This window comes from Thalassospira sp. NFXS8, assembly GCF_040148805.1.
Taxonomy (GTDB): Bacteria; Pseudomonadota; Alphaproteobacteria; order Rhodospirillales; family Thalassospiraceae; genus Thalassospira.
In genome coordinates this window covers 1,625,004-1,637,701 of the sequence record NZ_JAGEMF010000001.1, presented here as the reverse complement: position 1 = coordinate 1,637,701, position 12,698 = coordinate 1,625,004, and the positions used below count along the sequence as shown (strand labels likewise).

Sequence of the window (12,698 nt, the reverse complement as noted above, 5' to 3'; positions counted from 1 at the left end):
AAATTATCGCGTGCAGCTGTCAGATGCAATATGTGCCAAAATGAACGGAGGCATTGCAGGCCTCCGTTTTATTCACAGCTTGACACCTGTTATTGAGCAAACAGGCGCATGATTTCGATTTTGCAGCGCCCGTATTTGCGGGAATCCAGCAAGTCGATACCAGGAACGTCGGCACCGGGATCGCGGAGCGCGCGTTCGGCAATGATCAGGGTCTTATCGTTAATCCAGCCCGCATCACGCAGCGCAATAATGCTGGGTGTGATCATTTCCTTGTGATAGGGCGGATCAAGAAAAATCAGGCTGGCGGCCTGATGGCTTTTGATCGGTTTGGTCGCATCGGCACGGCGCGTTGTGGCCCGGTCTTCAAGGCGCAGCGTTTTAATGTTTTCTTCAATCGCGGCCAGTGCCTTGGCGTCGCGGTCAAAAAACACGGCCTTTTGCGCCCCGCGCGACAGGGCTTCAAGCCCTAGCGCGCCGGACCCGGCGAAAGCATCAAGCACGATGCCGTCCAGTAACGGGTTTTCTCCATCTTCATACCAGCGGCTGGCATGGGATAGAATGTTAAACAGCGATTCACGCACCCGATCCAGTGTCGGGCGCACATCGCTGCCAGCGGGGCAGGTCAGGGTGCGCCCGCGAAGACTTCCGCCAACAATTCGCATTAACGATCTCCTCGCTTGCCATTACCTGCCGGTTTGGGGCCGTTTCGTCCCGCCGGACGGTTGCCAGCAGGCTTGCTGCCGGTATTGCCGCCGGGGCGGCCAGCCGGTTTGCCTGCGCCGGCGTTGCCACCGGCATAACGGCCACGACCCTTGTTCAAGGGACGGCTGGTATTGTCGCGGTTTTCTCCGGCATCATCGCGGTTGCGCGGGTTTCCGCCGCGGCCGGAAGGTTGCCCTTGCCCGCCAAAGCTGCGGTTTCCCGCCGTGTTATTGTCGCGGTTTTGCGAATCACGCCCTCGCCCGGACGACCGGCCCTGATAGCCACCATCGCGGCTGTCGTTGTCATTGCGATCATTGCCGCCACCGAAAGAACGATTTTGTGGTGCGCCCCGGCGGGCATTATCGTCGCGGCCAAAGCCGCGATTATCATCACGGTCATTATCGCGGCCTCGCCCGGCGGGGGTGCGGTCGTTATATCCGCCACGGGTGTCGTTGCCAGACCGGTCATTGCGATCACCACGATCATTGCCGCCACCGAAAGACCGGTTCTGCGGTGCGCCCCGGCGGGCATTATCGTCGCGGCCAAAGCCACGATTTTCATCACGGTCATTATCGCGGCCTCGCCCGGCGGGGGCGCGGTCGTTATATCCGCCACGGGTGTCGTTACCGGACCGGTCATTGCGATCACCACGATCATTGCCGCCACCGAAAGAGCGATTTTGTGGTGCGCCCCGGCGGGTATTGTCGTCGCGGCCAAAGCCACGATTATCATCACGGTCATTATCGCGGCCTCGCCCGGCAGGGGCGCGGTCGTTATATCCGCTGCTGCGGCTATCATTTTCGAACGGGCGCGGACCGGTGCTTTTCAGGCTTGTGCCCGTATCTGCATCGCGCGGGCCACCACGGCTATCGCTGCGAGCCGGGGTTTTGCGGTGGGCTTTGGGTTTTTTCGGTTTGGCTTTGGCCTGGCCATGATTGTCATTGTCGCGCTTGGCTGCGGCTTTGCTGCCGTCACCCCCAAAGAAGCCGGTAAGCTGTTCTTTCATCACCTTGCCGGTAATTTCTTCAATGTCGCCCGGTGCCATTTTACCCAGATGGAAGGGACCATAGGACAGGCGCATCAGGCGCGTAACCGGCCAGCCCAAATGTTCCATAACCCGGCGAATTTCGCGGTTTTTGCCTTCGCGAAGCGTAATCGTCATCCAGGCATTGGTGCCTTTTTGAACGTCTACTTCCGCCTGAATCGATCCGTAATTAACACCGTCAACGGTGATGCCGTCGGCGAGCTGTTTAAGTTTGGAATCATCGATAAAGCCATGTACACGCACGCGGTAGCGCCGCGCCCAGCCAGTGGCAGGAAGCTCAAGATAACGGGCCAGTTCGCCGTCATTGGTCAGCAACAACAGGCCTTCGGAGTTAAGGTCAAGTCGGCCGACCGAAATAACACGCGGAACATGCGGTGGCAGGCTGTTAAAAACGGTTTCGCGGCCCTGTTCGTCGCGATGGCTGGTCACCAGGCCGCGTTTTTTAAACAGGCGCCACAGGCGCGGTTTCTGTTTTTCCGGCAACGGTTTTTCGTTGATCAGAATAACATCGTTGTCGGTCACGGTGACAGCCGGGGTATCCAGGCGTCTGCCGTTCAGTTTGACCTTGCCGGTTTTAATCAGCTGTTCGGCATCGCGGCGCGAACAGACACCGGAACGGGCAATGCGTTTGGCAATGCGTTCGCGCGGCAGGTCTTCTTCGGGGATTTCGACTTCAACCAGGTCGGTTTCGCCATCGATGTCGGCGTCAAAATCATCCTGCGGCATTTCGGCGTCGAAATCGTCTTCGGCGTCGATATTTGCAGGGATGTCGGTTTGTGACGGGGCGGTATCTGCCTTGTCGGTCATTTTCGGGCCTCAATGATCAGGGCGTCGAAGATTTTGGCATCTCCGGTGCTGATGTGAAATTCGGGATGCCATTGTACGCCAAGGCAATAACGGTAGCCGGGATGTTCGATGCCTTCGATCACACCGTCCGGGGCGCGTGAATTGATAATCACGTTCGGCCCAACATCGGCAACGGCCTGATGATGGGCTGAATTTACAGATAGATGGTCAACATTGTCGCAAATCCGCGCCAGCAATGTTCCGGTTTCAACGCTAACGTCGTGTCCGGCTTCGTCGCGCGGGTTAGGCTGTTCGTGGGGCAGGCAGTTTTTCACCGTATCGGGAATATGCTGGATCAACGACCCGCCCAGAATAACGTTTAAAAGTTGCTGGCCGCCGCAAATGCCCAGAACCGGCATGTCGCGATCCAGCGCGCCCTGTGCCATGGCCCATTCAAATTTGGTGCGGCGGTCCTTGGTAATTACACTATCGTGGCGTTCGGTTGCCCCAAACAGGGACGGGTCCACATCAAACGCCCCGCCGGTTACGACCAGTCCGTCGATCAGATCAAGTAATTCGGGCACCAGATCAATTTCATGGGGCAGGGGCATGGGAATGCCGCCTGCGGCCACAACGGCCCCGGCATAGTTCTGGCGCAGCGCATACCACGGAAATTTCGAATACCCGCCGGGTTCTTCGGAATCAAGGGTAATGCCAATGATCGGTTTTTTTACACGTGTGTTCATGGGCGCTGTTTAGCCTTCTGTCGGGGTATGGGCAATGGCAATCGTTATATGGGGGCCAGTTTGGCAACACTTTATGGCTTCTTGACCCTATGGGGCGTAAATTGCACTGTTTTGCAGTATCTGCCGACCTGATCATAGGGCCAGTGTCGCAAAATGAAAACAGATGGTAAGGCATGACTGATATCGGATGATATCAGGTCGTGACGTAACAAGATCAGCAAGGCGGGATGAACGCGATGAGCGCAGACAGTTTCATGGATATGGCATTGCAGGAAGCCCGTGCTGCCGCCCGTCGCGGTGAGGTGCCGGTGGGGGCTGTGGTTGTTGATACCGATACGGGCGAGGTTCTGGCCCGCGCCGGTAACCTGACCGAGGAAAACAACGACCCGACGGCCCACGCCGAAATTGTTGCCATCCGCGCCGCAGCAGCATTGCGCGGCGAACCGCGCCTGCCCAATTGCGATTTGTATGTCACGCTTGAACCTTGCCCGATGTGTGCAACGGCCATTTCCTTTGCCCGCATTCGCCGGGTTTATTTTGGTGCCTATGACCCCAAAGGCGGCGGGGTAGACCACGGGCCGCGTGTGTTTGAAAGCACAAGTTGCCATCACCGGCCCGAGGTTTATGGCGGCATTGGTGAAATTGAGGCTGCCACTTTGCTAAAGGAATTTTTTGGATCGCTGCGTTAACCGAACGCAAAAAACGGGGTACGGTGGGGCTGTAATATCAATATACAGAAATGGCCCGGCAATATACCGGGCCACAGGGTGGAGGCCGTCAGGGATGGCACCGGGGCAGTTAGCTTGATAATGCGACAGCATCCGCACCAGCCGGCAGGCGAACCGGGCAGGACGGGTCGGTTGCGGCGCGCCATATCGCCTTTGCCACATCATCCGATTGGGTCACCATGTCGGGCGATTCCTGTTCAAAGTTTGCAAAAACCTGCTGTACCAATTCGCCATAGGCGTCGGGAAATCCCCCTTCCTTGCTCATGAGGGCGCGGGCGTTTTCGCCAAATTGTGTGGTCGGGGCGCGGCCAGGCAGCACAATGCGGGCCTGAATGTTGAACGGTTCAAGTTCCAGCGCCATTGATTCGGTAAAACCGTTAATCGCGGCCTTGCTGGCGGTATAAACCGACAGCAAATGTAACGGCTTTAGCGTGACTGACGATGTAACGTTGATAATCACGCCGCTGCCTTGGGCACGAAATTGTGGCAAAACGGCTTTGGTCATGGCGATGGTGCCAAAGGTGTTGGTTTCAAAAATCTGGCGCACAATTTCCATTGATGTGCCTTCAACCGCGTTCAGCCAGCCGATACCGGCATTGTTTACCAGAACATCAATTTTACCGGCGTCCCTGATGGCAGCGGCGATGCTGGCATCGTTGGTAACATCAAGTTTGATCAGGCGCAGTTTGTCGGATTTGGGCAAAACATCTTCGTTCGGGGTGCGCATGGTTGCGATAACATGCCACCCCTGTGCCAGAAAATAGCTGGCGGTATCGCGACCAAACCCGGACGAGCAACCTGTAATCAGAACTGTTTTCATGGGAAGACCTCTGTGTTGTGATGAGGCCCAAGATATAGGATGAAGGATCCGTACCTTCTATAATCTGAAATCCATAAAACGTTAGAGTTAGTCCAATTTGCGCTGTTATATCGGCTCGGCAGGTTCGGTTGTTGCCATAAGATCGGTCTGGCGGCCATATTGCGCCGGCGGGAACCCGGTATGGCGGGAAAACGCCACACTAAATGCGCTGGCCGAACCATAGCCAACTTTGTTGGCGACTTCGGCAACACCACATTTGGTTTGTCGCAACATCTGTTTTGCCAGTGTCATGCGCCAGTGCAAAAGATAATCCATCGGGGCGATGCCAAGTGTTTTGTTAAAGCGTGCAAAGAATGCCGATCGCGATAACCCGGCCTGTTTTGCCAGTTCGGCGACGGTCCAGTTCTGGTCCGGTTTGGCGTGCATGCAGCGCAAGGCAATGTTTAACCGGTCGTCGGACAACCCCTTGAGCAAGCCCGGTGATGCGGTTGTTTCCGGGACGGATCGCAAGGTTTCAATTAAAAGTGCTTCCAGCAGGCGTTCGAGCAATATGTCGCGGGCCGGTCGGTTGGCCCGCGCTTCGTCGCCAACCAGCTTTGCCAGGGTACGAATGCGGCTTTGCCCGCGAATGACAATGACATCGGGCAGCAGGGATACCAGCAGGGAGGCATCGGGCGCGCCAAAAACACAAAATCCGATTAGCTGTTGTGTTTCGACCGGAACGTTCGGGTCCCCTAACCGGAAGGTTCCGTCGTCCTGTTTGACCGGGACGCTTCTAAGGTCGTCCTCCGGTTTGGGGGGGGTAACGCTTGACATGGCAAAACTGTAGGCTTCCGGAATAAGCGCGAAATCGCCTTGTTTAAGGGTTAACGGGGGTTTCCCGTTAACCTCAAGGCAGGCCTGGCCCGTAAGGATCAGACAATAATATACCTGGTCCACATTTGTGCGCTGAACACGCCATGCGCCGCTTGATTTGACCAGTTTTGAAAAAGGTGCCTGGGGCTGCAGCAGCGTGACAATTTCGGCTAAAGGATCAGACATCGGTAATTCCAGTTATATGTGGGAATGGGGATATATCATTGATACCTGTCGCCATGCGGGTATGACCGCGATTTGGATTATAGGGACAGCGATGGACCTATAGCCACAAAACAATGAAACCCGGCCCATTTGGTGACAAAGCCCCCAACAGGCGGCAAAGATTTTTTGGTTGTCTGCGCCAGATCAGAAAACCGGTTTTAAAACAGGTATAAAACGTTTGTCAGAAACATGTTTTTGATCATCGGGATCAAAACAGACGGATGGAAATTTGATGTCTGACAAAACGCCTGCCGCCAACAAGGATAAAACACCTTTTCGCGCGCCTGCAAAAGCGCTGAATTTTGGTTTGATTGCGGCGATTGCGGCCTTTGTCGTAATCATGCTGCTGCCAACACCCGAGGGCCTGCCAATTGCCGGGCAGCGGATGTTGGCGATTTTTATGTTCGCCGTCATTATCTGGGTGACAGAAGCGGTCGATTTCGCCGTAAGTGCCATTCTGATCGCCGCCATGATTGCGGTGACGCTTGGCCTGTCGCCCGCTGTGGGCGATAGCGACACACTCTTGGGTACATCCAAGGCGCTGGGCACCGCCATTACCGGGTTTAGCAGCCGCGCGCTTATTCTCGTGGCGTCGGCCTTGCTGTTATCCGCCGCCATGACCCTGACCGGGCTGGATCGCCGGATCGCGATGATGGTATTGTCCAAGGTGGGGGCCAAGGTAAGTCATATTGTGATTGGCAGTATTGTTGTTGCCACCTTGCTGGCATTTCTTGTGCCCAGTGCAACGGCGCGTGCCGCTGCCGTTATCCCGATTATGATGGGGATTGTGGCCACGTTTGGGGCGGGTAAACAAAGCCGCTTTGCCGGTTTGCTGATTATGACAACGGTTCAGGCTGTCAGCATCTGGAATGTCGGTATTAAAACAGCGGCAGCCCAGAACATGGTTGCTGTCGGGTTTTTACAGCGGATTTTGGGCGTCGAAATTACCTGGCTGGACTGGTTTATTGCCGCAGCGCCGTTTTCACTGCTGATGTCGGTGGCACTGTATTTTGTGATGATGCGGATGATGCCGCCAGAACATGACACGGTGCCAGGCGGGCGCGAAAGTGTGGCCGCCGCCCTTAAAGAAATAGGCCCCATGACCGGGGCGGAAAAACGCCTGTTGGTGGTTTCCCTGTTACTGGTTTTTTGCTGGGCAACCGAAGGGGTTCTGCATCATTTTGATAGTGCAACTTTGACCGTCCTTGCCGTGACATTTTTGCTGTTGCCCGGTGTGGGTGTCATGAACTGGAAACAGGCCAATGCCAAATTTCCCTGGGGCACCATTGTTTTGTTCGGGGTTGGTATCAGTCTGGGGTCCGCATTGCTGAGTACCGGGGCGGCGTCGTGGCTGGCAAAGTCGGCGGTTGATATATTTGGCCTGTCGGGCTTTGGTACTTTGGGCATTGTCGCGGTTCTGGGTGGATTTTTGATTGTGATCCATTTGGGGTTCGCCAGCGCCACGGCTTTGGCATCCTCGATGATCCCGATTATCATTGCCGTTCTCCAGCAAATGGATAATGGCAGTGTCAATGTGTTTGGCACTACCATTTTGCTGCAATTCGTGGTCAGTTTCGGCTTTATTTTACCGGTCAACTCGCCGCAGGGCATGGTCGCGCATGGCACAGATACCTTCGCGGTAAAGGACTTTGTCCGGACCGGGCTGGTGTTAACCGTGATCGCCTATGGTTTGACGCTGGTCTTTACCGCCACGTACTGGAAATGGCTGGGGCTTGCCTAGCTGTGACGAGGCGGCCAGAAAGCACACGAACCCGCCTGTGCAAGGCGGGTTCGTACTTGACATGTCGACGATATCGATCAAGCCGGGATTATTGTTCATCCCAGTTTTTTAGGCCCGGTAAATGCTGGAACATCCAGGTTTCAGACAAGGGGGCGTCGCCGCGTTTCAAATACATCCGCATATCAACGGGATCGTTGCCTTCGACTTCAAGGTCGAAAATCGCGCGCCACAGGCGGGTGTCGGGGATGGGTTCTGTTTTGATCCGCGACAGTTTGCCGCGTGATACCGAAATAATCGCTTCGGGATATTCGCCATAGGCCAGTGTTCCCAAAATGTCGCCTTCAAAATCAACAACAAATTTGGTCAGGCCTTTGGGCCGTGGCAGGCCTTCCTGTCCGCCGCGGCCAAGCCTTGTGGCCTTGACATGGGCCAGTTTTTCCAGTGGATAAGGCGTGTGCGCCTGCCAATATAGCCGATAGCGGAAATGATAGGATTGCCCGGCCTTGGCCGGGGCCTCCGGCACCCAGAAAGCGGCAATATTGTCGTGGATTTCATCGTCGGTGGGGATTTCGACCAGTTGCACAGCCCCTTTGCCCCAGGCCCCCAGCGGTTCGACCCACAGGCTGGGGCGGCGATGATACATCACACCATCGAGGTAATGGGTGACATCGCGGTCGCGTTGCATCAGGCCAAAGCCGCGCGGGTTATCATCACCAAAGGCCGATGCGCGGGTAAATTCGGGGTTGTTAAGTTGCCGCCATATGCGTTCGCCGCCGCCGGTCCATAAGGCCAGCCCGTCTGAATCATGCACTTCAGGGCGCCAGTCCATGCGGAATGGGCGGTTTTGCTCCGAATACCAGAACATGCTGGTCAGCGGGGCAACGCCAAACCGTTCAATGTCCTTGCGAATGAACAGGAATTTTTCCACATCCATCGTCACACCCTTGTCGCGCGTCAGGTAAAACCGGTAAGCACCAGTGATGCTGGGGCCATCTAGCAGGGCATAAACCGTTACCGGGTCTTCGGCACTTTTCGCGGGTTCAATGTAAAACTCGGTAAAATCGGGAAATTCCTCGCCCTGCGGGGTGGCCGTATTAATGGCAATGCCGCGCGCAGAGAGGCCATATTGCCCTTCATCGCCAATGGCGCGGAAATAGGACGCGCCCAAAAAGGCAACCCAGTCCTGGGTTTTCCAGTCATCGCGGTGAATGTCTTCATGCAGGCGGAAACCGGCGAAACCGATATTTTCCGACAGTTTGCGTGCCGGGCTGTTTTCGGGCATTTCGAAATAATCGGTTTTATATTCGACTTCCTGCGACATGCCGTTTTCCAAAAGGTACATATGCACCGGTTTCTGGAAAAACTGCCCCATATGGAAATAGGTGACCGGATAGGTGCCTGACCCGTCAGAAAAAGGCGCAAAGTCGCGTTTGTATTTCAGTTTGCCATGTTCGGCATAATCAATCTGTTCAAGGATCGCCTTGTCGGGTGTTTTCGGGGCAACATAGGGTTTGCCTGCCATTTTGCGGGCGCGCTCGACCAGCGCATCAAAGCTGAATTTGTGCTTTTTGCCCAGTGCCAGCTTTTTAACGGCATCGGCGGCAAAGGCCTGTTGCCACATCGACATACCCGGCAATATCAAACCGGCAGCCGCAGCGGACTTTAAAAAGTGTCGGCGCTGTGCGGAAGTGTCCATCGAAATTATCCCTGTTATATTTTTGATTTGCACAAACTTGCGAAATACTGTGGTGGCAATTCGGACAAAGCATGGCGAATTCGCGGCCAAATATACCAACGCGCAAGTTTTTGAATTGATCCCGTTTTAGATGGCAGCACATCATTTTGTGCGATTGACATTTTCTCGGATGTTGCAAAGGCAATATGTCGGCTCGGGTCAGGCTTTGTATTACGCCATAGCGTAAAAGTATATAAATTACGTTATAGCGTAATATGATAAAATTTGCGCTATGGCGTAAAATAAGATAAATTACGCTATAGCGTAATATTGAGGATCCCGATGAAAATTACTGCCCGAACGCCTGATCAGATTGGTAATGCCTTGCGGCGTGTGCGCAAGGCCAAAGGCATGACCCAAAAAGATGTCAGTGCGCGAACCAATTTGAGGGTGGCAACGATTTCGTCCCTGGAAAACGGGGATCCGGGGACGCAAATGCGCACAGTGTTAAGTGTGCTGGCGGCCCTTGATCTTGAATTCGTTGTTCAGGACCGCGTTCAGGAAAACCAACCCAGCATAGAGGACATTTTCTCTTGAAACCGACAAGACGTAACAAACCTTTGACGGTTGTGCTGAATGGGCGGCTTGTTGGCGAAATTGTGATGGCAACCAGCGGGGCGGTGACATTTCGATACGATCAGACCTGGCTGGATTGGGAATATGCCCTGCCAGTTTCGCTGTCACTGCCTTTGCAGGTGCAAGCCCATATTGGTGCGCCGGTTATTTCGTATCTGGAAAATCTGCTTCCTGATAATCAGAAAATTCGGGAGCGTGTTGCCGCAAAGGTAGGGGCAGAGGGGACTGATGCGTATCATATGCTGGAAAAAATCGGACGTGATTGTGTCGGGGCGTTGCAATTTTTGGCCGATTATGACGGTGAGGCCGGGCCGCCGGCACTGGATGGAGATGTTCTGAGCGACACGCAAATTGCAGACGTGATCAAGAATCTTGCTACAGCCCCACTTGGCATCGTTGAAGAAGATGATTTTAGAATTTCGATTGCCGGGGCACAGGAAAAAACCGCGCTATTAAGGAAAGATGGCAAATGGTTGCGTCCTTTGGGGGCGACACCAACCACGCATATTGTGAAAACACAATTAGGCCAGTTGCCAAACGGGGTTAATTTATCTCGCAGCGTGGAGAACGAGTTTTTCTGCATGGAGTTTTGTCGCGCGATGGGGGCCAATGTGGCCAACGTGGAAATCCATGATTTCGACGATACCCGGGCCTTGATTATCGAGCGGTTTGATCGGCGCTGGACCCGTCAGGGCAAGCTGATCCGCCTGCCACAGGAGGATTTTTGCCAGGCTCTGAAATATTCGCCCAGTCAGAAATATCAGGCGGATGGTGGACCGGATGTTAAATCCTGTGCAGCGTTGCTGGCTGGCAGTAATACGCCAACCGATGACCAGCTTGTATTTTTTCAGGCTCAGATTTTGTTCTGGATTTTAGGGGCAACAGATGGTCATGCCAAAAACTTCAGCCTGTTTTTACAACCCGGCGCCGGTTTTGTAATGACGCCTTTATACGATATTTTGTCAGCGCAGCAGGCCGCTGATGAAGGGCAAATTCGGCATGGCCAGTATCGGCTGGCAATGTCTGTCGGGGCAAAAAAACACTATCGCATTGATGAAATTACATCGCTGCATTTCCTGCAATCCGCAAAGGAATCCGGTTTTGGCGTTTCCCTTGTGTTGGATCTCCTCACCAGAATTTTCGAGGATGTTCCTGCTGCAATTGATCAAACAATCGCCCTTTTACCCAATGATTTTCCGATGGATTTATGTGATGCCCTTGTGAATGGCATTAAGGCCCGTCACCGGATATTGGGTTTGGGGCTTTCTCACAACGCGAAATTGGACGCATGAAGGCTTATGCCCGTCAGGCATGAGTGATCAAACGCCTTGACGATGATCGGTCCTTATGGGACATCATTTTTGTCGGTATCCATTTTGGATAAAAGGGAATTCAACGCTGCCTGATTTTCCAGGCAGTCAAACGAAGCTGCCCCCGCAACTGTATGCGGCGAGCATGTCCTGATCAATGCCACTGGGGTATTTGCCCCGGGAAGGCCAGGAACATGTTTTGACCCGCGAGCCAGGAGACCTGCCGACAACCGTAACGACAGACTGGGCGGGGTGCCCCGGAGTTGTCCTGCGCAGGTTTTGATGCCGCACCCCTGTTTCCGTGTGGATCCTGGCTTATTGCATTGGGCCCTCCTATTGATTTTCCGGTTTCCCCGCTGGTACGTCGTTTGGCGTAACTGGTGTTCCTTTGAAAGGACTGGAAATGACCAGCCAATTAAAACAGGTTCTTGCTGCCGGGGCGTTTGCAGCAGGCATGTTGTTGTCAAATGGTGGGGCGCAGGCAACCACCTATCCGTTGACCATCGAAAATTGTGGTCGAACCCTTACGTTTGACCAGGCCCCGCAGCGTGTTGTGTCGCTGGGGCAAAGCAATACCGAGGTTTTATACCTGCTGGGGCTGGCGGACGCGGTTGTGGGAACGGCGGTGTGGATTGACCCGGTAATGCCGGAATTTGCCGACGTGAACAGCAAAATTCCCCGTCTGGCCGATAATGACCCGTCATTTGAAAGTGTGGTCGGGCAAAAGCCTGATCTGGTAACAACCCAGTTTCAATGGCATGTCGGGCCAAATGGGGCCGTTGGCACGATCGACCAGTTTGGTGAACTGGGCATACCGGTTTATACCGCCCCGGCCGATTGTGTGGGCAAGGATAATACCACAGGTGGTGATGGCACCCGCGAAGACGCCTTTGCCATGACCAGCATTTACCAGGAAATTGAAGACTTTTCGAAGATATTTAACGTTGAAAAACGTGGGGCCGATCTGATTGCGGACCTAAAACAGCGCGAGAAAGCTGCCCGCGAAACCGTTGCCAATATTGGCGGGCACCACATATCGGTTGTTTACTGGTTTTCCAGTGCAGAATTGCAGATCGACCCGTACGTTGCCGGGCAAAAGGGGGCGCCAGGCTATATTTCAAACATATTGGGCATTGAAAACGTTATCAAAAGTAACGACGAATGGCCCACCGTCGGCTGGGAAACCATTGCCCGGGCCGACCCCGACATTATCGTGATCGGCAAAATGGAACGCCGTCGTTTCCCGGCCGATAACTGGGAACTGAAAATGCAGTTTCTGAAGTCTGACCCGGTTGCCAGCCAGATGAAAGCAGTGCGGAATAACCATATTGTCGTGATGGATGCCCAGTCGATGAACCCTACAATTCGGACCATTGCCGGGATTGAAAACCTGGCAAAGGCGATCAAGGCCTTTGGGCTAGATCAGTAA

At 54.3% G+C, this 12,698-nt stretch carries 11 protein-coding genes and 1 riboswitch; of the genes, 5 read left to right on the top strand and 6 right to left on the bottom strand.

From position 1 onward, the window contains the following. Window positions 1–89 precede the first annotated feature (89 nt). Genes rsmD through J4E05_RS07425 form a run of 3 tightly spaced genes read right to left on the bottom strand, consistent with a single transcriptional unit; the run spans window position 90 to window position 3,279 of the window. Window positions 90–662 carry a 16S rRNA (guanine(966)-N(2))-methyltransferase RsmD gene (rsmD, locus tag J4E05_RS07435; RefSeq protein ID WP_349593892.1) on the bottom strand — a complete coding sequence of 191 codons (573 nt, stop codon included), beginning with the start codon at window positions 660–662 and terminating at the stop codon, window positions 90–92. Further along, window positions 662–2,554 (bottom strand): pseudouridine synthase, encoded by a 1,893-nt coding sequence (locus J4E05_RS07430; RefSeq protein ID WP_349593889.1) that lies wholly within the window; start codon window positions 2,552–2,554, stop codon window positions 662–664. Before J4E05_RS07430 ends, rsmD begins: the two co-directional genes overlap by 1 nt. Beyond that, complete coding sequence (locus J4E05_RS07425; protein ID WP_349593886.1) at window positions 2,551–3,279, bottom strand: gamma-glutamyl-gamma-aminobutyrate hydrolase family protein; 729 nt, start codon at window positions 3,277–3,279, stop codon at window positions 2,551–2,553. Before J4E05_RS07425 ends, J4E05_RS07430 begins: the two co-directional genes overlap by 4 nt. A gap of 236 nt (window positions 3,280–3,515) precedes the next feature. Between J4E05_RS07425 and J4E05_RS07420 the strand changes: the two genes are divergently transcribed. Then, window positions 3,516–3,968 carry a nucleoside deaminase gene (locus J4E05_RS07420; protein ID WP_085592482.1) on the top strand — a complete coding sequence of 151 codons (453 nt, stop codon included), beginning with the start codon at window positions 3,516–3,518 and terminating at the stop codon, window positions 3,966–3,968. A gap of 109 nt (window positions 3,969–4,077) precedes the next feature. On the opposite strand, the gene J4E05_RS07415 is transcribed toward J4E05_RS07420, so the two are convergent. After that, complete coding sequence (locus tag J4E05_RS07415; RefSeq protein WP_349593882.1) at window positions 4,078–4,827, bottom strand: SDR family oxidoreductase; 750 nt, start codon at window positions 4,825–4,827, stop codon at window positions 4,078–4,080. Between the two features lie 105 nt (window positions 4,828–4,932). Continuing rightward, complete coding sequence (locus tag J4E05_RS07410) at window positions 4,933–5,868, bottom strand: AraC family transcriptional regulator (RefSeq protein ID WP_349593880.1); 936 nt, start codon at window positions 5,866–5,868, stop codon at window positions 4,933–4,935. 271 nt (window positions 5,869–6,139) lie between these two features. Here J4E05_RS07410 and J4E05_RS07405 point away from each other — a divergent pair, with 271 nt between their 5' ends. Further along, window positions 6,140–7,648: a DASS family sodium-coupled anion symporter gene (locus J4E05_RS07405; protein ID WP_349593877.1), complete on the top strand. Its 1,509-nt coding sequence runs from the start codon at window positions 6,140–6,142 to the stop codon at window positions 7,646–7,648. A gap of 88 nt (window positions 7,649–7,736) precedes the next feature. Here J4E05_RS07405 and J4E05_RS07400 read toward each other — a convergent pair whose 3' ends face one another. Next, window positions 7,737–9,344, bottom strand: coding sequence for an OpgD/OpgG family glucan biosynthesis protein (locus J4E05_RS07400; RefSeq protein WP_349593874.1), 1,608 nt, complete (start codon window positions 9,342–9,344; stop codon window positions 7,737–7,739). Window positions 9,345–9,665: 321 nt separating this feature from the next. Between J4E05_RS07400 and J4E05_RS07395 the strand changes: the two genes are divergently transcribed. From J4E05_RS07395 to J4E05_RS07385, 3 genes are all read left to right on the top strand, one after another. Then, a complete protein-coding gene (locus J4E05_RS07395) occupies window positions 9,666–9,920 on the top strand; it encodes a helix-turn-helix domain-containing protein (protein WP_349593872.1) in 255 nt (84 codons plus the stop codon). Continuing rightward, entirely contained in the window at window positions 9,917–11,251 is a 1,335-nt protein-coding gene (locus tag J4E05_RS07390) for a type II toxin-antitoxin system HipA family toxin (RefSeq protein WP_349593870.1), read from the top strand. The genes J4E05_RS07395 and J4E05_RS07390 overlap by 4 nt, the downstream gene beginning before the upstream one ends. A 56-nt stretch (window positions 11,252–11,307) precedes the next feature. Beyond that, window positions 11,308–11,511, top strand: a riboswitch (cobalamin riboswitch). Window positions 11,512–11,672: 161 nt separating this feature from the next. Beyond that, window positions 11,673–12,698 carry an ABC transporter substrate-binding protein gene (locus J4E05_RS07385; RefSeq protein WP_349593868.1) on the top strand — a complete coding sequence of 342 codons (1,026 nt, stop codon included), beginning with the start codon at window positions 11,673–11,675 and terminating at the stop codon, window positions 12,696–12,698.

Bases quoted from the DNA above. Each gene is read 5' to 3' on its own strand.
- rsmD (WP_349593892.1), bottom strand. From the start codon at position 662: ATGCGAATTGTTGGCGGAAGTCTTCGCGGGCGCACCCTGACCTGCCCC.
- J4E05_RS07430 (WP_349593889.1), bottom strand. From the start codon at position 2,554: ATGACCGACAAGGCAGATACCGCCCCGTCACAAACCGACATCCCTGCA.
- J4E05_RS07425 (WP_349593886.1), bottom strand. From the start codon at position 3,279: ATGAACACACGTGTAAAAAAACCGATCATTGGCATTACCCTTGATTCC.
- J4E05_RS07420 (WP_085592482.1), top strand. From the start codon at position 3,516: ATGAGCGCAGACAGTTTCATGGATATGGCATTGCAGGAAGCCCGTGCT.
- J4E05_RS07415 (WP_349593882.1), bottom strand. From the start codon at position 4,827: ATGAAAACAGTTCTGATTACAGGTTGCTCGTCCGGGTTTGGTCGCGAT.
- J4E05_RS07410 (WP_349593880.1), bottom strand. From the start codon at position 5,868: ATGTCTGATCCTTTAGCCGAAATTGTCACGCTGCTGCAGCCCCAGGCA.
- J4E05_RS07405 (WP_349593877.1), top strand. From the start codon at position 6,140: ATGTCTGACAAAACGCCTGCCGCCAACAAGGATAAAACACCTTTTCGC.
- J4E05_RS07400 (WP_349593874.1), bottom strand. From the start codon at position 9,344: ATGGACACTTCCGCACAGCGCCGACACTTTTTAAAGTCCGCTGCGGCT.
- J4E05_RS07395 (WP_349593872.1), top strand. From the start codon at position 9,666: ATGAAAATTACTGCCCGAACGCCTGATCAGATTGGTAATGCCTTGCGG.
- J4E05_RS07385 (WP_349593868.1), top strand. From the start codon at position 11,673: ATGACCAGCCAATTAAAACAGGTTCTTGCTGCCGGGGCGTTTGCAGCA.